The following is a 25,634-nucleotide window of genomic DNA, read 5'->3' as shown; positions in this document are numbered from 1 at the left end:
AGGCCGATGATGCTCGGCTACTGGAACCGGCCCGAAGCGACCGCGCAGGTCCTGCGCGACGGCTGGCTGCACACCGGCGACGTCGCGATCCGCGAGGCGGGCAGCTACCGGCTGGTGGGGCGGCTCAAGGACATGGTCCGCCGGGGCGGCGAGAACATCGCCAGCACGGAGGTCGAACGCGTGCTCGAACGCGACGACCGCGTCGTCGCGACGGCCGTCGTCGGCGTGCCGGACGAGCTGTTCGGCGAGGAGGTCAAGGCCTTCGTCCAACTGGCTCCCGGCGTGCCGGTAAGCCGGGACACCGCACAGCGAATCCTGGACGACGCCCGGAGCCAGCTGGCGCGCTTCAAGCTTCCGCGCTACGTGGAATTCGTCGCCGACTTCCCGCGCACCCCCTCCGAACGCGTGTCCAAACCCGCCCTGAAGGCGCGCGCCGCCGAGCAGCCCGGCACCACCTACGACCTGCGACCGCCGCGCGACTGAGGAGCCGGACATGCCCGACAACTATCTGGACGTACGCATCGACGACGACGTCGCGGTGCTCACCCTGAACCGCCCGGCGAAGCTGAACGTGCTGGATGTGGCCACCCGCGTGCTGCTCGCACAGACCATCCGCCATTTCGGGACCGCTGATCTGGTACGCGGGATCGTGCTCACCGGCACCGGCCGGGCTTTCTCCGCAGGTGAGGACCTCGAGGCCGTGCCGTCCACCTACGCCGAGATCCGCGAGGCTTTCGCCACCTTCCACGACATCACCCGCGCGATCCTCGAGACGAAAATCCCTGTCATCGCGGCCGTGAACGGAATCGCCGTCGGTGGCGCCTCGGAGTTCACGCTGTGCTGTGACGGGCGGATCGGCAGCCCGGCCGCCGAGTTCTTCCAACCGGAGAACCACCGCGGAATCGTCATTTCCAACGCGTCCAGCTTCCTTATGGGCCGGCTGGTCCGCAATCACGCGATGCGCATCATCCTCGGATCTCAGCGGATCGGCGCCGAGGAAGCACTGCGGATCGGACTGCTCGACGAGATCGTCGCGCCGGAGACTCTGGTCGGCCGTGCCGTCGAGGTGATCCGGCAGTGGAACTCCGATCCCCGGATCACCGCCTTGCACCTCGGCCTGCTGCGCCCGCAGCCCGCCGATATCGAGGCCGCGTTCGCGCGCGAGGACGACGCCGCCCGCGAGGCCTGGGAGTCCGGCGCCTTCAGCGAAGGCATCGAGGGTTTCTGGACATCGAAGAACGCGGCGTCCTCGGCGTCCGCGCAGCACAACCGAGATCGGAGTCGATCATGATCACCACCGAAGCAGCTGTTCTCACGGCGGTCGGGCAACCGTTCGAGTTCACCGAGATCCTGGTCGACGACCCGGAACCCCACGAGGTCCGGCTCGCGGTCTCGAATGTCGGACTGTGCCACAGCGACCTGCACTACATGACCGGAACCGTGAGCGCCGACCTGCCCGTAGTGGTCGGGCACGAGGTGGCGGGTGTGGTCGAGGCGGTCGGCTCCGCGGTGACCACGTTGCGTCCCGGCGACCGCGTCGTCGGCGCTCTCACCCCCTCGTGCGGGCTGTGCCGCAACTGCCAGGTCGGACACTCGACGCAGTGTCAGCGCATCACCGAGATCCGGCAGCGGTCCCGGCCCGCCTTCCAGACGCCCGACGGTCAGGTCGTCGACCGGCTCGGCGATGTCGGCGCGTTCTCCCGCCACACGCTGATGCGGGAGAACGCGCTGGTCAAGGTGGCCGACGAGGTGAGTCTGCACGTGGGCTGCCTGCTCTCGTGCTGCATCATCACCGGTGTCGGCGCCGTGTTCCGTGGTGCCGAAGTGCGTCCCGGCTCCACCGTCGCCGTGATCGGTTGCGGCGGTGTCGGTTCCGCGATCATCCAGGGCGCGCGTCTGGCCGGCGCCTCGGCGATCGTGGCCGTCGACCTCGACGACGCGCGCTTGGCCGCAGCCCGCACCTACGGCGCCACCCACGTCGTGAACGGCGCGGCCGACGTGGCGGCCGAGATTCGGAATCTGCTCGGCGACGGCGTCGATTACTCGTTCGAGGCGGTCGGCAGCGGCCGCACCGCGGCCACCGCGCTCGAGGTGCTGCGCCCCACCGGCACCGCGTGTTTGGTCGGTATCGCACCCGACGGCACCGAGCTGACGTTGCCCGCCTGGAACTTCTTCTTCTCCGAGAAGCGTCTCATCGGCTCCTACATGGGTTCGGGCCAGGCGCAGGAGGACATCGCCCAGTTCGCGCGCCTGTACCAGCAGGGGCGGCTGCTGCTCGACGAGATGGTCAGCGACGTCATCGGCTTCCACGACATCGACAAGGGCTTCGAGGCGATGAAGTCCGGCGACGTCACCCGCATCGTCGCCGACCTCACTGTGTGAGCCCCTGCCCATTCGCGCACCGAAGGAACTCCCGATGACGAATCCGCAACTACCCCAACCGATCAACTACATCGCCGACGACTGGTCCGAATGCGCGACGATTCCCGGCGCATGGAACCTCGACCCCAACACCGGCCGGCCGGTGCACCGTGCCGTCACCACCACCCCCGAGGACGTGGAACGCGCACTGCGCCACGCCGAGCGGTCCTACGGCTTCGAGCGCTGGGACGACGCGGCGAGCGAGGAACGCGCCGAGGTCATCGAGCGCGCGGCCGACATCGTCGAGTCCCGGATCGAGGACATCGCCTACACCGACGCGCTCACCAGCGGCGTCCCGATCGCGAAAGCCCGGATTGTCGCGCAGTTCCTGCCGCATCGCATCCGTGCGGCCGCCTCGGAACTGCGCACCATTCCGCGCCGGACCGCGCTGGCGGCCGGCGGACGTGACGTGCGGCTCTACAAAGTCCCGTGGGGACCGGCCGCCATCCTCACCCCGTGGAATGGGCCGAGTTTCATTCCCGCCGCGAAGATGGTGAGCGCGCTGGCGGCAGGGTGCCCCGTCATCCTGAAACCGTCGGAGCACGCACCGACCAGCGCCCAGATCATCGTCGAGAGCTTCGTCAAGGCCGGCCTGCCCGACGGTGCGTTGCAGCTCGTGCACGGCGCCGGTGACGTCGGCGCGGCCATCACCGGCGATCACCGGGTGAAGGTGGTCTCCTTCACCGGCGGACCGAATGCGGGACGCGCGATCGCCCGTGCGGCCGCGGAAGACTTCAAGGTGCTCCAGCTCGAGCTCGGCGGCAACAACCCGGCCCTGGTCCTGGACGACGCCGACATCGACGTGGCCGCCGACGGCATCCTGGACGGGATGACCAAGCTCAACGGTCAGTGGTGCGAGGGCCCCGGCAAGGTACTGGCACACAAGAGCCTGATCGAACCGCTTCTCGAGGCGCTGCTGGACCGTATCGCCCAGATCGAGATCGGGAACTCGCTCGACGAGACCACCTCACTCGGTCCCATCTCGAACGCCCCGCACTTCGCGACGTTGCACAGTCGCATCGACGAACTGCGGGCCAACGGCGCCACCATCCACCAGCCCGCGAAACTGCCGGGCCTCGATGGCTTCTTCCTGTCGCCGACCGTCGCCACGGGCGTCGACGCGTCGCTGGCCACCGCCGAACTGTTCGGCCCGCTCATCAGCCTGCACGCCGTGGAGTCCGACGAAGATGCCCTGCGCGTGGCCAACGCCAACCCGTCCGGTCTGGATGCCTACGTATTCGGTGGCGACCTGGACCGCGCGATCGAGGTCGGCTCGCGGATCCTCTCGGGCGAGGTGCGGGTGAACGGCGCCAAGGTCGCCGACCTGGCCGATGGATCGGCCCAAAGCTTCTGGGGCACTTCGGGAATCGGCGGTCACGCCCCCGGTGAGTCCGTCCGGGTGTTCTGCGGTGACCGGGTGGTCGGTGTCGATTCACCCGACCTGCCCATGTAGCCGCCCGCCGTGAGACCGACCGCCGCCGAGGCCCAAGGAGTTCGCCGGTGCTCGCTGGTGAACGAACGAGAGTGAGGAAACCGAAATGACTACACATGAGGTGCGGAAAGAGACCGCGCGGGTGGTGGTCGTGGGCGCCGGTATGTCGGGCCTGATGGCGGCAACCACGCTGGCACCGCAGACCGACGTCGTGGTGCTCGAATCCACCGATCGCACAGGTGGACGCGTCGACACCGTCCGGCAGGGCGACTACTGGATCAATGTCGGCACCCAATTCACCGAGGGCACCGGCACATTGATCGAGGCCCTCGACCGGCACGGCATCGAGATGGGCTCGCTTGCCGGCAAGAGCGTCGCGCTGTACCTCAACGGCGGGTTGGTCGACACCTCGAACCCGATCGCGCTCATGTTCCGCACGCGGATGACCATGATGGACCGGATCGGCATGGCCATCGTCGGCGCCCGCATCCTGCGGGTGACGCCGTTCCTGGAATCGAAGAGCCGAATCGCCCAACGAGTTCGCGCCGGGCTCGACACCAGACTCGCGTCCTACCTGCTGAAAGGCGTCCGGTCGGAGCTCGCCGCAGCTGTCGTCCGGTCGTGGTCGGCGCAGTGGATGGGATGCGAGGTGGAGGAGACCGCCGCCACCCAGTTCGTCACATCGGTTGGCCTGGCGCTGGCCGACCCGGCGAAGATCCCGAACTTCTCGCTGCCGGTGGGTGGAAATCAGACGTTGACCGATGTGCTGACCGGGGATCTCGGCGACCGTATCCGGCTGAACTCCGTTGTGCAGTCGGTGCGGCAGGACGGCGACGGCGTCGTGGTCGACTACCTCGACGGTGACCGTCCGGTGCAGCTGCGGGCCGACCGCGCGATCGTTACCGCACCCGCCGATATCGCCGAGCGGATCATCGCGGACCTACCGCAACAGCACCGCAACGCATTCAACGACATCACCTACGGCCGCTACGTCATCGTTGGATTCTTCACCGACGAGGTCGGGCCGCAGCGCTGGGACGACAACTTCGCGGTGTCGACGCCCCAACTGTCGTTCCAGGCGATGTTCAACCACGCCGCGGCGATGCGCACCGGCGCCGACCGTAAACCGGGCGGAGCGCTGGCCTGTTTCGCCGGCGGCGCCCAGGCCGACGCGTTGTTCGGGCTGTCCGATGAGGAGATCGTGTCGCGATTCTCGACCGACCTGTGCACCGTGTTCCCGGAGCTGGCGGGAAAGCTGGGGGAGGGCATCGTGCGGCGGCACCGCCGGGTCGTGCCGTTCTGGGCGCCCGGTCGGCGGAACTCGCTGCCGCCGTTGCGCGATCCGCTCGGCAGCATCTACCTCGCCGGTGACTACCAGCTCGATCTGCCCTCGCTGGCCGACGCCGCTGCCTCGGGTGAGCGTGCGGCGAAAGCCGTACTCGTGAGCCTCGGGTGCTCCCACTAGACGAGGACCCTGTCCCTTGACTGTGAGCGGGACCACTGGTCTACTAGAAGTGAGTCATTTGATCGAGTCGTCTGATCAACTACACGAAAGCAGCCTGCAGACATGACCACCACCTCTACCTCCGAGATCGTCGACGTCATCGGTGTCGGCGCCGGCTTCACCGGCATGTACCTCTCGCACCGGCTGACGACAGCGGGCTGGTCCTTCGCGGGATTCGAAGCCGGGCCGAGCGTCGGCGGCACCTGGTTCTGGAACACCTATCCGGGCGCGCGATGTGACGTCGAGAGCATCTACTACTCGTACTCCTTCGATGAGCAACTCCAGCAGGAGTGGACCTGGAGTGAGCGGTTCGCTCCACAGGCCGAGATTCTCAGCTACATCGAGCACGTCGCCGACCGCTTCGACCTGCGCAAGCACTTCACCTTCAACACCCGCGTGGTGGCCTGCACGTGGATCGCCGCCGACCGGCTCTGGGAAGTCCAGCTCGACAACGGCGAGATCCGGCGCAGCCGCTACCTGATCTCGGGTGCAGGCGGCCTGTCCACACCCAAGGACTTCGACGTGCCCGGACTGTCGAACTTCACCGGGCTGACGGTGTCGACCAGCCGGTGGAACATCTCCCTCGACGACCTGGCGGGCAAGCGCGTTGCCGTGATCGGCACGGGATCCTCTGGCGTACAGGCCATTCCGCTCATCGCGGAGGTCGCCGAACACCTCACAGTCTTCCAGCGCACCCCGAACTACGTGATGCCCGCCCGCAACCGCGTGCTCACCCCGGATCAGGTCGCCGCCGTCAAGGACGACTACCCGGCCATCCGGGAGGAGTGCAGGCACTCGCCGGGCGGCATCCCCGATCGCCCCGTCACCGACCGGGCGTTCGACGTCTCGGACGAGGAGCGCAAGCGACGCTACGAGTCGGCCTACGAACGCAGCGGCTTCCAGGGTGTCGGCGGCGAGTTCGCCGATCTGCTCTTCGACGCCGAGGCGAACCGGACCGCGTCGGAGTTCATCCACGACAAGATCCGCGAGATCGTGAAAGACCCGGTCACCGCGGAACGGCTGGTGCCCAAGTACCACCCGCTCGGCGCCAAGCGCAGCGTTTTCGGCACCGACTACTACGAGACCTACAACCGGCCGAACGTCTCGCTGGTGTCACTGCGCGAAGAGTCGATCGAGACGATGACCGAGAACGCGATCGTCACCTCGAACGGCACCTACGAGGTGGACGCCATCGTGCTCGCCATCGGGTTCGACGCCTTCACCGGCCCGCTGTTCGGGCTCAACATCACCGGCGCGTCCGGTCGGAAGCTGCAGGACGCGTGGAGTGACGGGATCCGCTCCTACCTCGGGTTCATGGCCGCCGACTTCCCCAACTTCTTCATGGTCGGCGGACCGCTCAGCCCGGCGCTGGCCAGCAACGTGGTGGTGACGATCGAGCAGGCCGTCGACTGGATCGCCGACCTCATCGAACACGCCCGCGACACCGGCGCCACCCTGATCGAGGCCACTGCCGAAGCCCAGCAGGAGTGGGTGGACATCACCGAGTGGACCGTATCCCAGACGCTGTACGCGACCACCGACTCCTGGTATCGGGGCTCCAACATCGACGGCAAACCGAACACCTTCATGGGCTACCTCGGCGGGGTCGGTAAGTACCGCCGCATGTGTACCGAGATCGCCAAACGGGGCTACCCCGGCGTCGAGATCGACGGTGAAACGCCGTCACGCACGGTCGGCCCGATTCACGAGGAGATCGCATGAGCAGCGCAGTCCACCGGCGGTATGTCGCCTTCTCCGACGCGCACTACGCCGGTAACCTCGTCGACGGTGCCTACGCCTTGAAGCTCTTCGGCGACGTCGGCACCAACCTCTCGATCGAGTTGGATGGCCACGAAGGCCTGTTCGCCGGCTATTCGTCGGTGGAATTCCTCGCCCCGATCCGCGGCGGCGACGTCGTCGAAGCCGAGGCGACCCTGGTGAAGAAGGGCAACCGCAGCCGCACAGTCGATTTCGAGCTCCGGGTGATCTGCCGGGGCTCCGATGACACCGGCCGCGCGCACGTCCTGCAACCGCCCTTGGTCGCGGTACGCGCCCGCGGCACCGCGGTCATCCCCGCCAACGGAACGGAGTAGGCGTCATGAAGTTGATCGACGACACCGGATGGGCCGGACAGCCCGACACGGCCGAACCGGCGCTGACCGAAGAGATCACCTGCGACGTCGTCGTGATCGGCGGCGGTGGTGGTGGAATGTCGGCCGCCCTGCGTCTCGCCGACAAGGGCGTCGACGTGGTGCTGCTCGAGGCGAAGACACTGGGATGGGGTGCCACCTCCCGCAACGCCGGCTACATCACCAACTCGGTCGCCGCCGATCCGGAGATGCTGGGGTTCCTGCTGAAGCGTGAGCGGTTGCGCGAGCTGTACCGCTACGCCGAGCACGCGGTGCATTTCGCTGAGGATGCGATCAAGCACCACGGCATCGACTGCGATTACCGGCAAGAGGGGATCGTCATGGGTGCGATCTCGAAGGGGCAGCTGCGGCACGCGCGCCGCAACGCGAAGGTGCTGGCCGAGGCCGGATCGTCGGGCGAATTCATCGAAGGCCCCGAAGCGGGCCTGCCGGAGGGCTTTCTCGGCGGCATCCGCGAAGGTGTCGGTGGCACCGTCAATCCGGGTAAGTTCGCGCTCGGGTTGCGTGCGGCGACGATCGCCGCCGGGGTCCGCGTCTATGAGTCGACGCCCGCGCGCGACGTCGTCGACACCGGCGGGCGGGTCACCGTCGAAACCCCGCACGGCAAGGTCAGGGCCCGCAAGGCGCTGCTGACCACGAACGCCGCCGGCAACAGCCTGTCCATCGCGCCGAAGCATCTGGCGACACCGGTGTGGACGTCGCTGGTCGAAACCGAACCCGTCCCACCCGAACGGCTCGACGAGATCGGCTGGACCAGCCGCGCGCCCCTGGTGACACTGCACATGATCCTGGAGAGCTATCGCGTGACCCCGCGCGGCACCATCGCCTTCGGAACCCGCCGCATCCAGGCAGGTCGCAACCCGCTGCCCGAACGCACCCCGGCGACGAACGTCGTCGACGATCTCATTCGCGGCTTCCACGACCGCTTCCCCGGACTGCGCGACATCAAGCCGATGCAAGCCTGGGGCGGCTGGATCGGCATGAGTTCCACGTGGCTGCCGGTCGCCGGCGAGGCCTCCGCGAACGTGCTGTACTCCGCGGCCTGCAACGGCCACGGCTTCGCCCAGGCGCAGTACGTGGGTCATATGCTGGCCGATCACGTCACTGGAGCGCCGCGGCATGCAGACCTGGAGGCGATCTGGCACGGCGACAAGCGGTTCTGGCCCAGCTTCGTCAGCAATCCCGCGCTGTACCTGGGCTGGCTCGCCGACCGGGCCGCCGACCGCTGGTCCTCGCTCCGGAAGTAGTCACCACATCTGTGACGCGCCGGCCGTCGAGAAGGCACTCGCCGTCGACGGCCGGCGCGACGCGTGTGGGGGAGGTCCTCGCAGAGGTCTTCTCGGAACCTGGCCGGCGAGCTGAATACATGACTTAGACAAACGACCATGAATAGTTGAGATCTACATGTTCACGAACACCTTCACCGAGACGTTCGGTATCGAGCACCCCCTCGTCTGCGGCGGCATGACCGCCGTCGGCACCGCGGATCTGATCGGCGCCGTGGCCAATGCCGGTGCTCTCGGATTCCTCACCGCGCTCACCCAGCCCACGCCCGAAGCGCTGGTCAAGGAGATCAACCGCTGCCGCGATCTCACCGACAAGCCGTTCGGGGTGAACCTGACCATCCTGCCGACCATCAAGCCGGTGCCCTATGACGAATACCGCGACGCCATCGTCGACAGCGGCATCACCATCGTCGAAACCGCGGGCGGCAATCCGCAGCCGCACCTGCCGACTTTCAAGGCCGCAGGAGTGAAGGTGATCCACAAGGCGGTCACCGTCCGTCACGGGCTCAAGGCGCAGCAACTCGGCGTCGACGCCGTCAGCATCGACGGCTTCGAATGCGCCGGACACCCCGGCGAGGACGACGTTCCCGGTCTCGTACTGATCCCCGCCGCCGCGCGGGCGCTGGCCATCCCGATCATTGCCAGCGGTGGAATCGCCACCGGCGCAGGGCTTGTCGCGGCACTGGCGCTCGGCGCGTGCGCGGTGAACATGGGCACGCGGTTCATGGCGACCACCGAGGCGCCCATTCACGACAACGTCAAACGGCAGATCGTCGACAACAGCGAACGCGACACCGTCATCGTGTTCCGCGAATTCCACAACTCCGCCCGCGTCGCCCGCAATGCGGTGTCGGAGGAGATCGCCGCGGTTTCGCGCCGGCCCGGCGCGAGCTTCGACGACATCGCCCACCTGGCCAGCGGCGCACGGGCCCGCGAGCAGGTGTACGGCAACGGCGACGTCGACGGTGGGCTGTGGTGGGCCAGTCAGGCCCAGGGGCTGATCCACGACATCGGCAGCTGCGCCGAGGTGGTCGATGCCATCCTCGCCGAAGCGCGACAGATCATCACCGGTACTTTGCCTGGCCAGCTCTCAGGCTGACGATGTCGTTGGAGCCGCCGGATTCGTGCGTCGGGTTCGGCGGTTCGTCATGTCGCGACTGCGGCTGTCGCGGGTGCCTGGTCCGCGCAGACGGAAGTAGTTAGTCAAATGGCTTGATCATATGACCCACTCGCGGTAGCGTTATGACTGGCATCACATTCCGACCCCCGCCGCATTCCTCGATCGGCGGCCAGATGTCGGACCCATGGATTGCCGGAACGAGACGACTACCGTTCCTCGATCGCTCGGTAGCGCTGACGAAACGACCCATTGCCGCTGTCCGGCGGGTGTCACCCTTCAAGGAGAAGATCAATGTCGATCAAGGAACTGCTGTTCGCGGCCGCGGACATCTGGATGATCGCCGTCGGTTTCACCTACGGCATCAAGTTCATCCGCAATTACCGGAACTATCTGCTCGGGCTCGAGTGGATCATCGTAGCCACATCGGGAACGAACTTCCTGATCTACGGCCTTCTGAAAGCCGGTCACGACAGTCCGATGTACGCGTTCGCCTACTTCCTGGACGCCTTCTCGCGCTCGGTCGGCATCACGCTGATCCTGGTACTCGGGTTGATGAAGGTCACGCACCGGTACAAGCCGTCGGTGGCGGTCGACGTCGGCGCGTTCGCGCTCGCCGGTGTGGCAGGTTTCGTTCTGAGTGTTTATGCCGAGGAGATCGGTACCCCCGGCAAGATCTTCTACATCGTGGTCAACGTCCTAACGACGTTGTTCCTGATCTATTTCTCCAAGCGGCTCTGGGAGATCGGCGAGCGCGGCCACGCGGTGTGGGCCGGCATCGCCACCGCCTGCGGTTTCCTGATCGCCGCCAGCTACGACTTCGTCCACATCCCCGGCGACGACGCCGAGCACACGATCTTCTACATCTTCGCGCTGTCGACCTGGGGCCTGCAGATGTTCACCTACTACCGCGCCTACCGGGCCTTCGACGCCCACAACAAGCGCACCGATGCCGCCGCGGCACCGACAGGCGCCCACGTCGCGGCCTGATCGACGTCGTCCGCGCGTGCGGGTTTCCGAGCCCGGCCGATGCTCTCGCAAGTATGCGCGAGCTGCGCCGGCCGGGCTCGGTCGAGTCGCCCGGTCAGCGCGACGACCAGATCCGCGACGCGGTCAGCTCCCTGCGGGTGGCTCACGGCACCGTGAAGAACCCCAGGGTGGGGGCGAAGGCGCAGGTGCGGGTTTCGGACGTGGCGGTTGTGGTGGTGAGGGATCCGGAGATTACGGCGGCGATGCGGCCGGAACCGGTGTCGGCGATGGCGGAGACGGTGGCGGGGCCTTCGGTGTTGAGGGCGGCTTCGGTGGTGAGGGGCTGGGTGCCTGAGTGGCGGGTGTCGAGGTTGATCCATTGGACGACCAGCGGTGGATTCTGCACGGGGGCCGCGACTTTGGTGCCGAGGGCGGTGAGGACGAAGGCCGTTTGGCCTGGTTTCGGGCCCGGGGGTGGGAGTACAGCGGGGCCGGGGACGGCGAGGGCGGTGCCGACGGAATCGGAGGTGGGGCCGATACAGCCCTTGCCGATCGTCGGGTAGAGGAACTGGGCGATGCGTGGGCCGCTCGCGGGCGGGAGGTCGGGTCCGCCGCCACCGCTACCGTCGAGGAAGGTGATCACCCGCCCGAGCGTCGATTTCACCTGCGCGGGGATCCCGGGGATGGCGAGCAGGGCGCGGGCCTGGGCGAGAATTCCGACGGTCCCACCGCCCGCGATGAAGCCTGGGGTGGAGACCGCGCCGATGATCGTCGGCGCCAGGGCGGCCAGTACGTCGGCGGGAACATTCTCCGCGATGGCCGGGACGTCCGGCTGCACCACCGTTCGCGGAGCGGCCATGGTCGATGCCGGTGCGGCAAGGCCGGCACTGGCGGCAAGTGCCAGTGCGGTCAGTGCGGTCCGTCGTCCTCGTATGCGCAGCACAGGTCGCGTCCTTCGGTTCGGTATGTGACGTATCCCAGCGTCGGGAGGCCCCATAAGACCACGGCCACAACAACACTCGCCATCCATCCAGCGGAGTTCGGATTCTTCAGCAGCAGTGAACGAACCCTTCGTAGGTATCCACAATGTCGGTCCCGGGCTTTTCGCGATACACCCTCGACCAGGGCGAGGCCGCGCTCGCCGATGGATCGATCATGTCGACATGGCCGCAAGTGCACGTGGCCACTGGCAATTCTCTTGCCGCACCGAACCACGGCGAGTACGGTGACCGGCATGCAGCGCGCCGAGTCCACCACGACGCCGGACGACGTCCCGGCGCACTGAACTCTGATCTGATTCGAAGCCCCGGGCGGATGCCCGGGGCTTTGCCGTGTGGTCTTCCGCCCTCGACCGGCAGGAGACCCACATGTACGACCACCGTCAACTCGGGCGGGAACTCGGACTGTTCGACACCGATCCACTGATCGGGTCCGGGCTACCGTATTGGCTGCCCGACGGCGCCATCGTGCGGCACAGCCTCGAAGAGTACGTGCGTGCCGTCGAGCACGAGGCCGGATACCAGCACGTGTATTCGCCGGAGCTCGGCAAACGCGAACTGTACGAGATATCCGGGCACTGGGCGTATTACAACGACGACATGTACCCGCCGATGGACCTCGGCGGTGAGCAGGTGGTACTGCGGCCCAGCCTGTGCCCGCATCACGCGCTCATGTATCGGTCCCGCTCGCACAGCTACCGTGAACTGCCGCTGCGGCTGGCCGAGCTGGGCGGTATGCACCGCTGGGAGCGCTCCGGCGTGCTGGGCGGCCTGACTCGGGTGCGCTCGATCCAGCTCAACGACGCGCACATCTTCTGCACCCTCGATCAGGTGGCCGACGAGGCCATTGCCGCGTTGGCGATGATCGAATCCGCGTATCACGCCATGGGAATCACCGGTGCGCGTTATCGGCTGTCGCTACCCGGTGCGGGCGGGAAATATGTTGCGGCGCCGCAGATGTGGCGGCGTGCTCAGGAGCTACTGATCGAAGTATTGGAGCGATCCGGGATCGCGTACGAGGCAGTCGACGGTGAGGCGGCGTTCTACGGCCCGAAGATCGACGTGCAGGTGCGCGATCACGCGGGGCGCGAATCGACCCTGTCGACTGTGCAGGTCGATTTCCACCAGCCCGCACAGTTCGACCTGCACTACATCGGCGCCGACGGCAGTAAGCACCGGCCGGTCATGGTGCACCGCAGCGTCATCGGCAGTGTCGAGCGAGCCGTCGCGCACTTGCTCGAACAACACGGCGGGGCGTTTTCGGCGTGGCTGGCTCCGGTGCAGGTCGTGGTGCTACCGATTTCCGGAGCCGAGGAATCGGCCGCGATCGAACTCCGTGATCGGTGTTCGCGTGCGGGGTTGCGGGTGCAGGTCGCCGGTGCGGACAAGGGAAGCTTGGCTGCCCGTGTGCGTGGAGCGAGGCTGGTTCCGTACCACTTCATCGTCGGGGCCGCCGAAGTGTCTCGCGGGGAGGTCGCCCTTCGACTCCGCGATGGACGTCGGCTACCTGCTCAGCCGGCGGATCGCGCGGTCGAGAACGTCCGCGCGCTGGTCGACGCTCGCGACCCTCGGTTGTGGGTCGAGTGATCCGCGGTCACCTCACCAGTCGGCACCGGCGTAGGGCTGTGCCCAGAGCGTCACCTGCAGGGTGACCGCCTTGAACCAGGCCTGGAACATGGCCTCCACCTGCTCGTCAGCGTGCCCGCCCGCGGCCAGGAACGGCCGTGCTGATCGGCCTTTACAGTCAGTCCAGACTGACTGTAAAGTGCCGCGCATGAGCCTCACGTCAACGTCGCCACCCGAATGGGCCGCGGATGCCGAAGCGACGGCGTTGCGCGACACTGCGCGGGCCTTCTTCGCCGCCGAAGCGGTGCCCAATCGTCGGCGCTGGGCCGAGCAGCGTTGCATCGATCGCGAATTCTGGCTGCGTGCCGGGGAACTCGGGCTGCTGTGCATCGCGGTGCCTGCAGAGTACGGCGGCGGGGGCGGCACGTTCGGTCAGGAGATGGTGGTCCTCGAGGAACAGGGCCGCATCGACGAGCCGGGTTTCGGCAACCACGTCCACAGCGGGATCGTCGCGCCGTACCTGGTCGCTTACGGCACCGAGGAGCAGAAGCGTCGGTGGTTGCCGTCGATGGCGACCGGTGAGGTGATCGCCGCGATCGCCATGACCGAGCCCAGCGGTGGTTCCGACCTGGCGAGTATGCGGACTCGTGCGGTGCGCGAGGGCGACGACTACGTCATCAACGGCGCGAAGACCTTCATCACCAACGGCGGCTCCGCTGATCTCGTCGTGGTGGCCGCCAAAACCGATCCGAGCGCCGGAGCGCACGGTGTCTCGTTGCTCCTCGTCGACACTGCCGATTGTCCGGGCTTCCGGCGCGGGCGGGTGTTGGACAAACTCGGACAGCACAGCGGCGACACCGCCGAACTGTTCTTCGACGACGCGCGAGTGCCGGCGGCGAATCTGCTCGGTGGTGTGGAAGGCCAAGGATTCATCCAGCTGATGAACCAGCTTCCGCAGGAGCGGCTGCTGCTCGCGCTGGGCGCCGTGGTGGCCACCGAATGCGCGGTCGAACTGGCCCTGGCGTACACGAAGGAACGCGAGGCGTTCGGCAAACCACTGTTCAGCAAGCAGCACATCAAGTTCGAACTCGCCGAATGTGCGACCTTGGCGCGGGTCGCCCGGGTGTTCGTCGACGACTGCGTGGTGCGTCACAACGCGGGCACGCTGGACGTCGCCACGGCCTCCATGGCCAAATACTGGGCCACCGACGTCCAATGCCAGGTGGTGGATCGGTGCCTGCAGCTGTTCGGCGGCTACGGCTACATGCGCGAATACCCGATCGCCGAGATGTTCGCCAACGCCCGCGCGCAACGGATCTACGGCGGGACGAACGAGATCATGAAAGAAATCATTGCGAGGTCGCTCTGATGACTGTGGATTCGAGCAGTACCGACCGGGTGCTGGTGCGCAAGAAGGGGCCGGTCACGATCGTCAGCATCAACCGTCCCGAGGTCCGCAATGCGGTCAACAGGGCCACCGCCGAGGACCTGGCAGCGGCGTTCCGCGAGTTCGACCGCGACCCCGACGCCGCCGTGGCGATCCTGACCGGTGAAGGCGGAACATTTTGCGCCGGAGCCGATCTGAAGGCGGTCGCCGCCGGTGACCCCAACCGCTTCGCCTCCGACGGGGACGCCCCGATGGGGGTGTCGCGGATGCGTCTGTCGAAACCGGTGATCGCGGCGCTGAGCGGGCACGCGGTCGCGGGCGGACTGGAGCTGGCGCTGTGGGCCGACCTGCGCGTCGCCGACGAGAACACGGTGCTCGGCGTGTTCTGCCGCCGGTGGGGCGTGCCGCTGATCGACGGCGGCACCGTCCGGCTGCCACGGGTGATCGGCCTCGGACATGCGATGGATCTGATCCTGACCGGCCGACCCGTGAGCGCGCACGAGGCGCAGGGCATGGGCCTGGTCAACCGCGTCGCCCCGGCAGGCCGGTCGCTGGCCACCGCGGTGCAGTTGGCCGAACAGCTCGCCGCCTTCCCACAGACCTGCATGCGCCAGGACCGGCTGTCCGCGCTGGAACAGGAAGGTCTCGGCGAGACCGAGGCGCTGGCCAATGAATACGAGCACGGTGTCGTCTCCATCTCCACCGACACACTCGCCGGCGCTACCCGCTTCGCCGGCGGTGCCGGACGACACGGCTCCTTCACCGACCTCGGCAACCCCGAGGATGCACCCGAAAGGTCCACCCAGTCATGAGCACTCTCGCCGGAAAGACGGCGATCGTCAGCGGCTCCGGCCGCGGCATCGGCGCGGCGATCGCCCACAAGCTCGCAAGCCAGGGCGCGCAGGTCGTGATCAACGACCTGGATCCCGCTGCGGCTGCCGCCGTCGTCGACGACATCGTCGGCGCGGGCGGTGCGGCCGTCGCCTGCCCGGGCAGCGTCACCGAGGAAGGCTTCGCGCAGCGTTTCGTCGACACCGCCGTCGAGCAGTTCGGCGGGCTCGACATCATCGTCAACAACGCCGGCTACACCTGGGATGGTGTGGTGCAGAAGATGAGCGACGAGCAATGGGACGCCATCCTCGACGTCCATCTGAAGGCGCCCTTCCAGATTCTGCGCGCGGCCCAGCCGGTGATCAGCGCCGCCGCCAAGCGGGAGAAGGAAGCGGGGACTCCGGTCACCCGCAAGGTGGTCAATATTTCCTCGCTCGCGGGGCTCTACGGCAATGCCGGCCAGGCCAACTATTCCGCGGGCAAGGCGGGCATCCTCGGCCTGACGAAGGCGATGGCCAAGGAGTGGGGCCGCTACCGGGTGACGGTGAACGCGGTCGCCTTCGGACTGATCAAGACCCGGCTCACCGAGTCCGCGGCCGACGGCGACGCGACCATCGACATCCAGGGCCGCGAGATCAAGGTCGGGGTGAACCCGATGATCCTGCAGGCCGCCCAGCACATGGCCCCGCTGGGCCGGCTCGGCACACCCGGCGAAGCGGCCGGCGCGGTCTATCTGCTGTGCCTGCCCGAATCGGATTATGTGACCGGCGAGGTGCTCGCCTGCAGCGGCGGGCTGGTCGGCTGAGCGCGGGCAGCACCACCGTGGCCGTCATCTGGTGGCCGGCTGCCTCGTGACAAGATGATCCGCCTGGCCCGGCATCATCGCCGGGCCGGGCGGAAACGACAACGAGGTGCAGTGGTGACGAGCCGGAAGATCGATCCGATCGAGATGCGCCGCCGCCTGACCGAGGCGACGGTGCAGTGTCTCGTCGAGTTCGGCTACGCCGGCACCACCACCCTGCGCGTTCAGGACCGCGCCGGGGTATCGCGCGGCGCGCTGCTGCACCACTTCCCGAGCAAGGCCGACATGTTCGTGGCGGCCGTACAGCGCGTGGCCGAACAGCAGGCCCGCGACATCCGCGCCGCTCTCGCACAAGGCGACCCGACCGAGGACCGCGTACGGTTCGCGATCTCGGTCCTGCGCAGCGCCATGTCCGGCCCGCTGTACCTTGCCGGCTACGAACTGTGGATGGCCGCACGCACCGACGACAACCTCCGCGAAGTCCTGGCTCCCTACGAACGTCAGGTCGGCAAGGAGCTGCGCATCCTCGGCGCCGAGGCCTTCGGCCCCGAACTCGCCTCGCAGCCAGGATTCTCCGTCGCCTTCGAGGCCCTGATCGAACTGCTCCGCGGCCAAGCCCTCACCAGCATCCTGCGCGCCGACTCCGCCCGCGAGGACCGCGTGCTCGCCGCCTGGACCGCGGCATTCCCACTCCTGTGCGCGGCACCCCAAGACGCGCCCGCGCCCGGATCTGAGGGATAACCGCCGGTCAGCCCGCCAGACTTCTGCCACCGGGTGCCTTGGCGCCGGTCTTGAAGCCGAGACCGCCCGGCTTGGCGGTGGGCAGCGGGGCCGGCGTGGCGCCGTTGCCGTCGGTGGGGGCCTGGGTCTCCGACTCGGTGGATTTGGTCGCGGTGGCCGCGGAGGCCGTGTCCGCTTGGGCCGGCGCGGATTCAGCCGGGGCCGAAGCGGATTCGGACGAAGCCGGTGCCGCATCGGCCGGCGCCGACTCGGCGGAAGCGGCCGCCGGTGCCTTGGCGCCGGGGGCCTTGGGTCCGGGGCGCTTGAAGCCGGACTTCACGGCGAGACCCTTGGGAGCGACGGTCGGCATGGATCCGGCAGGGGCCGAGGCGGTTTCGGTGCTTGCCGCAGCGGTTTCGCCCGGTGCTTCGGCTGCCGGCGCCGCCTCCGCAGGAGCCGCCGCCTTCGCGGCGCCCTTCATGGCAAGTCCCTTGCCGCCGGGTGCCTTGGCCGCGCCCTTCATGCCGAGTCCCTTGGCGGGGGCCGCAGCGGCTTCGGTCTCGGCCGGAGCCGATGCCTTGGCGCCGGGTGCCTTGGCGGCGCCCTTCATGCCCAGGCCCTTGCCGGGTGCCTTGGCGGGGCCCTTCATGGCCAGCCCACCACCGGCCGGAGCGGCCTTCGCCGCCGCGGGCGTGGCCTCGGCCACCGGCTCCGGCTCAGCCTCGGGCTCGGGCTGAGATTCGGGTTCGGGTTCGGCCTTGGGTTCCTGGATGACGGTCAGGTTCTCGGTCAGCTTCGACGGTTCGACCCGTTCGATGGCGTCGAGCATGAGTTGGGCGACGTCGACGACCTCGACCCCTTCGCCCTTGCCGTCTTCCTGACGTGCGGTGACGCCGTCGGTGAGCATGACGCGGCAGAACGGGCAGCCGGTGGCGATCTTGGCCGGGTTGGTGGTCAACGCCTCGTCCACGCGGTCGATGTTGATGCGTTTGCCGAGTTGTTCTTCCATCCACATGCGGGCACCACCGGCACCACAGCACATCGACCGTTCGCCGTGGCGGGGCATTTCGACCAGGTTCGACCCGGAGGCCTCCATCAGCTCACGGGGTGCGTTGTAGACCTTGTTGTGGCGACCGAGGTAGCAGGGGTCGTGGTAGGTGACGTTCTGCGACACCGACGCCACCGGCACCAACTGCTTGGTGCGCAGCAGCCGGTTGAGTAGCTGGGTGTGGTGCACCACCTCGTAGCTGCCACCGACCTGCGGGTACTCGTTGTTGAGCGCGTTGAAGCAGTGCGCACAAGTGACCACGATTTTCTTGCGCTTCTGCTCCACACCCTCGAATACCGAGTCCAGCAGTTCGATGTTCTGCGCGGCGAGCTGCTGGAACAGGAACTCGTTACCCGCACGGCGGGCGGAGTCGCCGGTGCAGGTCTCTTCCTGACCCAGCACCATGAACTTCACCCCGGCGGTGGCCAGCAGTTCGGCCACGGCCTTGGTGGTCTTCTTGGCGCGGTCTTCGTAGGCGCCGGCGCAGCCGACCCAGAACAGGTAGTCGTAGCCGTCGAAGCTGTCGGCGTCTTGACCGAAGACCGGGATGTCGAAGTCGAGTTCGTTGATCCAGTTGAGCCGGTCCTTGGCGTTCTGGCCCCACGGGTTGCCCTTGTTCTCCAGGTTCTTGAACAACCCCGCGAGCTCGGAGGGGAACTCCGACTCGATCAGCACCTGGTAGCGGCGCATATCGATGATGTGATCGACATGCTCGATATCGACCGGGCACTGCTCCACACACGCACCACAGGTCGTGCACGACCACAGCACCTCCGGGTCGATGATGCCGCTGACATCCTCGCCACCGACCAGTGGCCGCTGCGCCTCCGCACGCGCGGTCTCGGAGATCTTGGCCAGCGCGGCCTCGTCCGGGTTGCCGTCGGCGTCGACCAGGCCGACCTCGTCACCGCCCATGTCCTTGCGGCCACCGGCCAGCAGGTACGGCGCCTTGGCGAACCCGTGATCACGCAACGACATGATCAACAACTTCGGCGACAGCGGCTTGCCGGTGTTCCAGGCCGGGCACTGCGACTGGCAACGACCACACTCGGTGCACGTGGTGAAATCCAGCCAACCCTTCCACGAGAAGTCCTCGATCCGACCCGCACCCAACGTGTCGGTATCCGGATCCACATTCTCCATGTCCAGGGCCTTGCCCTTCGACATCATCGGCTTCGCCGCACCCAGGGCGACACCACCATCGTCCTCACGCTTGAAATAGATGTTGAAGAACGCCGAAATCCGATGCCACGCAACACCCCAGGTGAGTTTGCGGCCGATCAGATAGAGGAACGCAGCGCCCGCGAGCATCTTGATGAAAGCGAGCACCGAAATCATCAGCGGACTGGCGGGCAGCACCCGGGCGATCTGCATGGTGAACGGGTCTGTCGACAGGTGCCCGCCGCCGTAGGTGGCGATTTTGCCTGCCTTGACCAGCACATCGCCGATGCCGTGGATGAGCACGATGGTCTCGATGAGATATGCGGCAAGGAAATTCGACCCACCGAACCGGGACAGGCGCTCGGGTCGCCGCGGATGGTTGAGCTGCCGGATGGCGATGAGCGCCACGATGCCGATGATCGTGCCGAAGCCGAGGATCTCTTCGAGCAGGTGATAGCCGGCGGTGTCGCCGATGATCGGCCAGCGAAGCTCGGGATCGAAGGTCTGCCCGTAGGACTCGAAGTAGAAGACCATCCCGAGCAGGAATCCGGCCATCACCAGCCAGTGCGCCCAGCCGACGGTCCGGAACTTGTTCATCCGCGTATGCGCGGCGACTTCGACCGCAACGGTTTTCAGCCGGGGCAGCACCGGTCGCAGCCGTGTGCGGTCGGGTTGGCCGGTACCGAACAGCCGCAGCATCCGGCTCAGCCCCACGGCCAAGGTGGCCCAGCAGAAAATCGTGATCGTGACGCCGATGAGCCCCAGTGTGACCGTCGCTGTGCTCATGACCTTCCCCCAATCCAGCAGCCACCAGCCGCAACTGCACCTATGTTACTGACGGGTAACTTATGTCTCGTAGGTCAACGTACCACTCGGATCGGGTAATGCAATAGCCTGGCGGCGGAATTCGCCCACGAGGTATGGGCGAGGCCGGTTTCGTTGCGGGCGTTTGCCGTTGGCGCGGGCAGCCGGCATCGGCGAGACCGTCGGAGGCTGCGCCGTGCCTGTGAACTACCGACGAAGGCGCTGTTCAGGCGACCTTGTCGATCTCGAATTCCTGAACGCCCATCCCCGAGGTGTTGCGTCGTGCCCGGCGGTACGAATAGCTGTTGATCGCATCGGCAGACTTGTTCACGGCATCGCGGCGGCTGGTCAACGCGCGCAGCTCTTCATCGGCCTCCTCGAACCCCAGCCGCGCCAATCGGACGGTCAGCAGTTGCCGGGCCGCGGTCTGGATTTCGAGGTAGGCGGTCGCGGACGCATGCGCCAGCTCCGCCCGGCGGGACGGGTTCAGGGTCGTGAGCGCGGCACCGAATCCGGCGGCCGTCAAGGCGAGAATGCCGGGGACGCTGGTGGCTTGCGTCGCGGCCAGGCCGGTGCCACCGGCGATGGCGGCCAGCACTGAGGCCGGCACACCGAGCACCATGTTCATCGCCCGCCAGAGCTTCATCTGCTCGAAATGCCCCTGGCTATTCCAGACCGCGCTCTCGTGGATCCGGTGTATTTCCTTGGCGATGGGCTCGAGTTCGCTGGGGATGTCCGCGGGAATGTCGACCACCACAGCACCCTTGCCCCTCCCGGCCGAGTCGCGGCATCGGCCCAATTCCCCTGTCACGCATAAGATGTCGGCGTGTCCACCGGGAACCTTACCGTGGACGGGTGCTGTCCGCAGCGGTGGTCAATCCACGATCGGCATGGCGGCCTAGGGTTCGCCGATGAGTTCCGGCGGCAGGAACATCGTGCCGAGTTGTGCCGCGATGGCCGCTGCCTGCACCACGCCCGCGCCACCGCCGCTGCCCGCATCGAAATCACCGAGGAAGCCAACGACCGCTATTTCCGCGAAGTGCTCGCTCGCCGCGGCGGCCAGGTGTTCTGGCAGGACAGCTGCGCCACCGCCAACCGCTACTACTTCGACAAACACGGCGACGTGCCGCTGCGGCCCGCGTCGACCCTGGAGGCCGCATGGCGCAGTGGGCACTTCCCGTTGGAGGATTACGTTTTCAGCTAGCGGTGGCGCGCATTCATCCGGTTTCCGGTGTGGTCTCCCATCAGGCGGGATCACCCCGCAACCTGCGGGCCGTGCCAGGCTTCGATGCCACTCATGATTGGCAGATACATCACCGCGACCATCGCGGCGGCGCTGCTCGCCTCCGTTCAGCCCGCGTCCGCCGCGGCCGACGACGGCGTCCGGCTGATCGGCGAGCAGCTGCTTCCCACCGGTCTTCAGTACGCGGGCACCACGGTGGGTGGCCTCTCCGGTATCGATCGGGACCCTCGCACCGGCTCCTACGTGCTGATATCCGATGACCGGTCGGCGATCAACCCGGCCCGCTTCTACACCGCCGACATCGCGGTGACCGAGACCGGCCTTGGCGAGGTCCGCCTCACCGGGCAGCACAGCCTGCGACGCGCCGACGGCAGCACCTATCCGTCGGCAGAACAGTGGGCCGCGCAGCCGTGCACGCAATCGCGGGCGACCTGCGATCAGCTCGCGCCGGTAGATCCCGAGGACATCCGCGTCGACCCGCACGGCGCGGATATCTGGTGGAGTCAGGAAGGTGACCGGACACCGCCGCACCTGGTGACCGATCCCTCGATCCGGCGCGCAACCCCCGACGGCAGCGCAGCCGGTCACCTCGAGCTGCCCGCCAACTATCACGTCGACGAGAACGGCAGCGGGCCGCGCGCCAATCAAGGTATCGAGGCCTTCACTTTCAGTGCGGGCGGCAGCCGCGTCGCGAGCATCCTGGAAGGGCCGCTGGCGCAGGACGGCCCGGAGCCCACCCCGGACCACGGCGCGCTGGTGCGGTTGACCGTGCAGGACCGGAAGGGGCGGGTCGATACTCAAGTCGCCTACCCGGTCGACCCGATGGCCGGTGCGGGACCCGGGATCAACAGCGTCTCGGCGATCCTGACCGCAGGCAGCCAGAACCCCGATCGGTATCTGGTTCTCGAGCGCGGGGTGTCGTCCGCCGGGGTCACCATCAAGATCTTCGAGGCCGACCTGCGCGGCGCCACCGATACCAGCGGCCTCGATGCGCTCACCTCGAAACCGGATCTCCAGCCGGCCCGCAAACGTCTGGTCGCCGACCTGGGCCGGCTCGGTCTCACGCGCCTCGGCATCGTGGAAGGCATGACCTGGGGGCCGAAGCTGCCCTCCGGTGAACGCACCCTCATTCTGGTCGCCGACGACAACTTCGGTGCGACCCCGGGGATGGACGCACCGACACAGTTCATCGCCCTCGCCGTGCGGTGAGCGTGCCGTAGGCGCGGGTTACCAGCGAATGTCCTCGACCGAGTCGAGGGGCGCAGTTCGTCCGGTCGACTCGGTCGTCGCGGTGTCGGCATTGTGGACGGCTTCGGGGAAGCGAAGCCCGGTGCGTTTCTCGATCTCCGGGACCGTGACCTGATAGGTGCGGAACTCGTCGAGGTCGAGGGCTTCGAGTTGGTCGAGGTTCTGGGTGAGCAGGAATGCCCGGCTCTGCAGTACGCCCTTGTCCAGGTAGACGACGATCTTGAAGTACTCGCGGGGGATCCGGACGCCGCGGTAGGTGCGGTCGTCGTCGCGGAAGACTGGGCCGGCGATGAGGCTGACGCGCAGGTTGTCGACATCGGCGTCGGCGAAGACGGCGTCCTCGATCCGCCCCCAGACGCCGTCGCGGCTGCTCTGGTTGAAGTCGTCCATCTGCGGGGCGATGTTGGTGTAGTAGAACGAATCCTTGTTGGCCTGTTCGGCTTCGGGTTGTGGGCCCCAGAGCAGGTCGGCGCGTCGAGCGATGTGTCCGCGGTCGATCCGGTTGTCGCGGTAGAGTTCGTTGCCGACCTGGAACTCGGCCGGGATCCGGGGGTCCAGGACGAACTCGAGGCCCTTGCGGCCCAGTTTCTTGATGTCGCCGCCGTCGATGTTCCACGCGACCCAGCGGGGGAAGCGCCGCGAGGTGCTGAGCGCGAGGGAGAAGTGGGTGTAGGCGATGGTGGTGGAGCCGTCGAGGCTGAACGTGTCGTCGGCGAGACCGGGATCGATGGCAGGCAGATCGACACCGACGCCGAGGAAGTCCACGTCATAGCCGGCCGGGGCAGTGGTCTGGGCCGTGGCCGGGGGAGTGAGGTTGATCTCGAGCTTTTCGAAGACCGATCGCGGCAGGCACGCCAGGGCGTGTTCGTCCGGGCTGGAATCGGTTTCGCCGCCGAAATGCAGTCCGGCCAGCACGGTGCCGGGCTTGCCGTCGGCGGTGAACAGCCAGACCGCCCCGGAGTCGCCGCCGCGGCTGATCTCCTCGCCGGGCGCGGGATGCGCGGAATCCGGGCCGATTTCGAAACAGCCGATCCGTTGTTCGCCGGCGGCGCCATAATTGATCTTGACGATGACGTCGACCCGCCGCACCACACCGTGGGTGACCGAGGTGGTGCGCCCGCTCTTGATCACGGTATCGCCGAGTTCCGGGTCACCGAGTTCGGTGGGGGTGACATCGATGCCGAGGATGCCGGTGTCGAACCGGCGGTCCTCGATCGTGGCGACGGCACAGTCACCGGCGATGCCGAGGTGCGAGCGGGTGAGCACGCCGAGGCGGTTGCGGTCGGTCCGGTTGTCGTCGTGCGGGCCGGGCTGGACGACCACATCGCCGATCGCGCCCCGGGGGCCGTGCAGGACGTGCCAATTGCTCAGCACCAGCGGGGTGCCGTCGGTGGCGTCGTAGACGATGCACCCGAGAGTGCCCGCGGTCTCGTTGATATTGGCAACGCTGATACCCGGCACGACCGGATCACGCCGCACCTTCGTCTCCGGCGGGCTGGCCTCGGTGACCACGCGATACGACGGTTCGTACCGGCGCTCGAGCACATCGGTCGGCACGTCGAACTCGTCTACCGCGATCGATTCCGGAATCGCGGTCGTGCCCAACGACTCCAACCGCTCGAGCGCGACCTTCCTGCCCACGGTGAACTGCAACGACACCGTATCGGTCCGCTCACCATCGGTGATCTTGTAGCCGACACCGATCGAGGTGATATTCGGATCATCGAGGTAACCGGCACCCCTGGCTCGAATGTAGCGGCGCAGCGCGGACAGCAATCGCTCGTCGGGGGCGGGAGAGTGTCGGTCGGCGGGCATAAGGATTGGGCTCCTTCATGATCCGGACAGGACGATCCTGCGACGAACGCCGCGCCTACCGGATACACCCTCCACACCGTCCCGAATCGTGTCAGCAGTCACAGTTCGGGCCGGTCCGCGATGCGCTCGTATGTCAGTGCCCACGGGCGCCTTTGCTCGGGTGGCCCAATCAGTATGTCGTGCCCCTGTGACAAGCGCATGGTCCGCTGCCGGCAAGTGCGGCAGCGGACCATGGTGTGGCGCTCAGTCGCTGATCAACTCGTGACGGCGGCAGCCACAACGAGCCGGTCGGACTCAGCCCGCGGCATGACCGTCCCACGAGACGAGCTTCCAGCCCTTCGCCGGAGTGCCCTTCACAACCACCCGGCCGGTGTTGTGCAGCGGATCGGACTGCAGCTTGCTCATGTCGGGGTTGGAGACGGACATGAGCGTCCAGAACATGATGGCGCCGCCATGGGAGAAGATCACCGCGCGCTTGTGGCCGCGGTCCTGGATGTCCTGGAGGGAATCGTCCATGCGCTTCTTGAACTCATGGCCGTTGATCGAGCCGGGAATCCGGGCGTCCAGGTTGCCCTGCAGCCACTGGATCGGTGCGGCCAGGTAGCCCTCGCGCGCGTCCTTCTCCGGCGTGCCCTCGTAGACGCCTGCCTCGATCTCGTGCAGCCCCTCCTCGACGACGGTGGAATGACCGCACAGTTGCGAGGTCGGCTCCGCCGTCTGCTGGGTCCGCACCATCGTCGAGGCGTACACGCCGTCGAACTTGCAATCGGCCAGCAGCTGGGCGACCGCGGCCGCTTGCGCCCGCCCCGTCTCGGTCAGGCCGGGTCCGGGAACGGAAGTGTCGATCAGGCCGGAACTATTGCCGGCCGATTCGCCGTGACGGACAAAGGTCAGGAACATTTCACCGGTCTTCGGCGCAGCGGCGGCACCACCTGCTCCGACTGCCATGAGCGCCACCGCCGCGACGATCGCTGCGATCATCGCGAACAGGCGAGACTTCATCAGGTTCATAGGGACTCCCTAGCGGGTCTTGGCAAGGCCGAACTGGGACGTCCCAGTGGCCGGAGTCACACTAAGTTCGGCCCGACCGGCCCCCAAGGACGTCTCCCGGTGGCCGGGAACCTTCGTGTTC

The 25,634-nt window shown here is 67.3% G+C and carries 21 protein-coding genes and 1 pseudogene; 17 read left to right on the top strand and 5 right to left on the bottom strand.

Annotated elements, in window-relative coordinates; translation table 11 throughout:
• Nucleotides 1–6: 6 nt before the first annotated feature.
• The 10 genes from NOCYR_RS30485 to NOCYR_RS15010 all read left to right on the top strand — a co-directional run bounded on the left by NOCYR_RS30485 (nt 7) and on the right by NOCYR_RS15010 (nt 10,900).
• Nucleotides 7–483 (top strand): class I adenylate-forming enzyme family protein, encoded by a 477-nt coding sequence (locus NOCYR_RS30485; RefSeq protein WP_330981629.1) that lies wholly within the window; start codon nt 7–9, stop codon nt 481–483.
• Nucleotides 484–493: 10 nt separating this feature from the next.
• Complete coding sequence (locus tag NOCYR_RS15050; protein ID WP_014351239.1) at nt 494–1,291, top strand: enoyl-CoA hydratase/isomerase family protein; 798 nt, start codon at nt 494–496, stop codon at nt 1,289–1,291.
• Entirely contained in the window at nt 1,288–2,382 is a 1,095-nt protein-coding gene (locus tag NOCYR_RS15045; RefSeq protein ID WP_014351238.1) for a Zn-dependent alcohol dehydrogenase, read from the top strand. Before NOCYR_RS15050 ends, NOCYR_RS15045 begins: the two co-directional genes overlap by 4 nt.
• Before the next feature lie 34 nt (nt 2,383–2,416).
• A complete protein-coding gene (locus tag NOCYR_RS15040) occupies nt 2,417–3,874 on the top strand; it encodes an aldehyde dehydrogenase family protein (protein ID WP_014351237.1) in 1,458 nt (485 codons plus the stop codon).
• A gap of 85 nt (nt 3,875–3,959) precedes the next feature.
• Nucleotides 3,960–5,318, top strand: coding sequence for a flavin monoamine oxidase family protein (locus NOCYR_RS15035; RefSeq protein ID WP_014351236.1), 1,359 nt, complete (start codon nt 3,960–3,962; stop codon nt 5,316–5,318).
• Nucleotides 5,319–5,420: 102 nt separating this feature from the next.
• Complete coding sequence (locus tag NOCYR_RS15030; protein WP_014351235.1) at nt 5,421–7,079, top strand: flavin-containing monooxygenase; 1,659 nt, start codon at nt 5,421–5,423, stop codon at nt 7,077–7,079.
• Nucleotides 7,076–7,450 (top strand): hotdog domain-containing protein, encoded by a 375-nt coding sequence (locus NOCYR_RS15025; protein ID WP_014351234.1) that lies wholly within the window; start codon nt 7,076–7,078, stop codon nt 7,448–7,450. Before NOCYR_RS15030 ends, NOCYR_RS15025 begins: the two co-directional genes overlap by 4 nt.
• A gap of 5 nt (nt 7,451–7,455) precedes the next feature.
• Nucleotides 7,456–8,754 carry an NAD(P)/FAD-dependent oxidoreductase gene (locus tag NOCYR_RS15020; protein WP_014351233.1) on the top strand — a complete coding sequence of 433 codons (1,299 nt, stop codon included), beginning with the start codon at nt 7,456–7,458 and terminating at the stop codon, nt 8,752–8,754.
• Nucleotides 8,755–8,911: 157 nt separating this feature from the next.
• Nucleotides 8,912–9,892 (top strand): NAD(P)H-dependent flavin oxidoreductase, encoded by a 981-nt coding sequence (locus NOCYR_RS15015; RefSeq protein ID WP_014351232.1) that lies wholly within the window; start codon nt 8,912–8,914, stop codon nt 9,890–9,892.
• Between the two features lie 312 nt (nt 9,893–10,204).
• Entirely contained in the window at nt 10,205–10,900 is a 696-nt protein-coding gene (locus NOCYR_RS15010; RefSeq protein ID WP_014351231.1) for a hypothetical protein, read from the top strand.
• A gap of 142 nt (nt 10,901–11,042) precedes the next feature.
• Here the strand turns inward: NOCYR_RS15010 and NOCYR_RS29740 are convergent, their stop codons facing one another.
• A complete protein-coding gene (locus tag NOCYR_RS29740) occupies nt 11,043–11,822 on the bottom strand; it encodes a hypothetical protein (protein ID WP_048833407.1) in 780 nt (259 codons plus the stop codon).
• A 388-nt stretch (nt 11,823–12,210) separates the two neighbouring features.
• Between NOCYR_RS29740 and thrS the strand changes: the two genes are divergently transcribed.
• From thrS to NOCYR_RS14980, 5 genes are all read left to right on the top strand, one after another.
• Nucleotides 12,211–13,464, top strand: a complete 1,254-nt coding sequence (gene thrS, locus NOCYR_RS15000) for a threonine--tRNA ligase (protein ID WP_330981612.1) — start codon at nt 12,211–12,213, stop codon at nt 13,462–13,464.
• Between the two features lie 187 nt (nt 13,465–13,651).
• The gene (locus NOCYR_RS14995) at nt 13,652–14,812 is read left to right on the top strand and encodes an acyl-CoA dehydrogenase family protein (protein ID WP_014351228.1); all 1,161 of its coding nucleotides are present in this window, start codon (nt 13,652–13,654) and stop codon (nt 14,810–14,812) included.
• A complete protein-coding gene (locus NOCYR_RS14990) occupies nt 14,812–15,642 on the top strand; it encodes a crotonase/enoyl-CoA hydratase family protein (RefSeq protein WP_014351227.1) in 831 nt (276 codons plus the stop codon). Before NOCYR_RS14995 ends, NOCYR_RS14990 begins: the two co-directional genes overlap by 1 nt.
• Nucleotides 15,639–16,466, top strand: a complete 828-nt coding sequence (locus tag NOCYR_RS14985; protein WP_014351226.1) for an SDR family NAD(P)-dependent oxidoreductase — start codon at nt 15,639–15,641, stop codon at nt 16,464–16,466. Before NOCYR_RS14990 ends, NOCYR_RS14985 begins: the two co-directional genes overlap by 4 nt.
• 114 nt (nt 16,467–16,580) lie before the next feature.
• Nucleotides 16,581–17,204 (top strand): TetR/AcrR family transcriptional regulator, encoded by a 624-nt coding sequence (locus tag NOCYR_RS14980; protein ID WP_148280654.1) that lies wholly within the window; start codon nt 16,581–16,583, stop codon nt 17,202–17,204.
• 7 nt (nt 17,205–17,211) lie between these two features.
• On the opposite strand, the gene NOCYR_RS14975 is transcribed toward NOCYR_RS14980, so the two are convergent.
• Both NOCYR_RS14975 and NOCYR_RS14970 read right to left on the bottom strand, forming a co-directional pair.
• The gene (locus tag NOCYR_RS14975) at nt 17,212–20,178 is read right to left on the bottom strand and encodes a (Fe-S)-binding protein (protein ID WP_014351224.1); all 2,967 of its coding nucleotides are present in this window, start codon (nt 20,176–20,178) and stop codon (nt 17,212–17,214) included.
• Between the two features lie 244 nt (nt 20,179–20,422).
• On the bottom strand, nt 20,423–20,950 hold the full coding sequence (locus NOCYR_RS14970) for an SLATT domain-containing protein (RefSeq protein WP_014351223.1): 528 nt from the start codon (nt 20,948–20,950) through the stop codon (nt 20,423–20,425).
• A gap of 204 nt (nt 20,951–21,154) precedes the next feature.
• Between NOCYR_RS14970 and NOCYR_RS14965 the strand changes: the two are divergent.
• Both NOCYR_RS14965 and NOCYR_RS14960 read left to right on the top strand, forming a co-directional pair.
• Nucleotides 21,155–21,400: pseudogene (locus tag NOCYR_RS14965) on the top strand (NAD(P)/FAD-dependent oxidoreductase); the annotation flags it as partial.
• A 93-nt stretch (nt 21,401–21,493) separates the two neighbouring features.
• Nucleotides 21,494–22,648, top strand: coding sequence for an esterase-like activity of phytase family protein (locus tag NOCYR_RS14960; protein WP_014351221.1), 1,155 nt, complete (start codon nt 21,494–21,496; stop codon nt 22,646–22,648).
• An 18-nt stretch (nt 22,649–22,666) separates the two neighbouring features.
• Here NOCYR_RS14960 and NOCYR_RS14955 read toward each other — a convergent pair whose 3' ends face one another.
• Nucleotides 22,667–24,502, bottom strand: a complete 1,836-nt coding sequence (locus NOCYR_RS14955; protein WP_014351220.1) for a DNA/RNA non-specific endonuclease — start codon at nt 24,500–24,502, stop codon at nt 22,667–22,669.
• A 294-nt stretch (nt 24,503–24,796) separates the two neighbouring features.
• On the bottom strand, nt 24,797–25,513 hold the full coding sequence (locus tag NOCYR_RS14950) for a histidine phosphatase family protein (protein WP_014351219.1): 717 nt from the start codon (nt 25,511–25,513) through the stop codon (nt 24,797–24,799).
• Between the last annotated feature and the right edge of the window lie 121 nt (nt 25,514–25,634).

Origin of the sequence: Nocardia cyriacigeorgica GUH-2, from assembly GCF_000284035.1 — a bacterium.
Lineage (GTDB): Bacteria > Actinomycetota > Actinomycetes > Mycobacteriales > Mycobacteriaceae > Nocardia > Nocardia cyriacigeorgica_B.
Note: the sequence above shows the minus strand (reverse complement) of the source record. Positions and strands in the feature narration are given on the sequence as shown.

What these genes read in the sequence shown, in the direction of transcription:
- NOCYR_RS14955 (WP_014351220.1), bottom strand. Translation starts at nt 24,502, where the DNA reads ATGCCCGCCGACCGACACTCTCCCGCCCCCGACGAGCGATTGCTGTCC.
- NOCYR_RS15025 (WP_014351234.1), top strand. Translation starts at nt 7,076, where the DNA reads ATGAGCAGCGCAGTCCACCGGCGGTATGTCGCCTTCTCCGACGCGCAC.
- NOCYR_RS14975 (WP_014351224.1), bottom strand. Translation starts at nt 20,178, where the DNA reads ATGAGCACAGCGACGGTCACACTGGGGCTCATCGGCGTCACGATCACG.
- NOCYR_RS14990 (WP_014351227.1), top strand. Translation starts at nt 14,812, where the DNA reads ATGACTGTGGATTCGAGCAGTACCGACCGGGTGCTGGTGCGCAAGAAG.
- NOCYR_RS14950 (WP_014351219.1), bottom strand. Translation starts at nt 25,513, where the DNA reads ATGAACCTGATGAAGTCTCGCCTGTTCGCGATGATCGCAGCGATCGTC.
- NOCYR_RS15020 (WP_014351233.1), top strand. Translation starts at nt 7,456, where the DNA reads ATGAAGTTGATCGACGACACCGGATGGGCCGGACAGCCCGACACGGCC.
- NOCYR_RS15045 (WP_014351238.1), top strand. Translation starts at nt 1,288, where the DNA reads ATGATCACCACCGAAGCAGCTGTTCTCACGGCGGTCGGGCAACCGTTC.
- NOCYR_RS15035 (WP_014351236.1), top strand. Translation starts at nt 3,960, where the DNA reads ATGACTACACATGAGGTGCGGAAAGAGACCGCGCGGGTGGTGGTCGTG.
- NOCYR_RS15050 (WP_014351239.1), top strand. Translation starts at nt 494, where the DNA reads ATGCCCGACAACTATCTGGACGTACGCATCGACGACGACGTCGCGGTG.
- NOCYR_RS15010 (WP_014351231.1), top strand. Translation starts at nt 10,205, where the DNA reads ATGTCGATCAAGGAACTGCTGTTCGCGGCCGCGGACATCTGGATGATC.
- NOCYR_RS15040 (WP_014351237.1), top strand. Translation starts at nt 2,417, where the DNA reads ATGACGAATCCGCAACTACCCCAACCGATCAACTACATCGCCGACGAC.
- NOCYR_RS14995 (WP_014351228.1), top strand. Translation starts at nt 13,652, where the DNA reads ATGAGCCTCACGTCAACGTCGCCACCCGAATGGGCCGCGGATGCCGAA.
- NOCYR_RS15030 (WP_014351235.1), top strand. Translation starts at nt 5,421, where the DNA reads ATGACCACCACCTCTACCTCCGAGATCGTCGACGTCATCGGTGTCGGC.
- NOCYR_RS14985 (WP_014351226.1), top strand. Translation starts at nt 15,639, where the DNA reads ATGAGCACTCTCGCCGGAAAGACGGCGATCGTCAGCGGCTCCGGCCGC.
- NOCYR_RS30485 (WP_330981629.1), top strand. Translation starts at nt 7, where the DNA reads ATGATGCTCGGCTACTGGAACCGGCCCGAAGCGACCGCGCAGGTCCTG.
- NOCYR_RS15015 (WP_014351232.1), top strand. Translation starts at nt 8,912, where the DNA reads ATGTTCACGAACACCTTCACCGAGACGTTCGGTATCGAGCACCCCCTC.
- NOCYR_RS14960 (WP_014351221.1), top strand. Translation starts at nt 21,494, where the DNA reads ATGATTGGCAGATACATCACCGCGACCATCGCGGCGGCGCTGCTCGCC.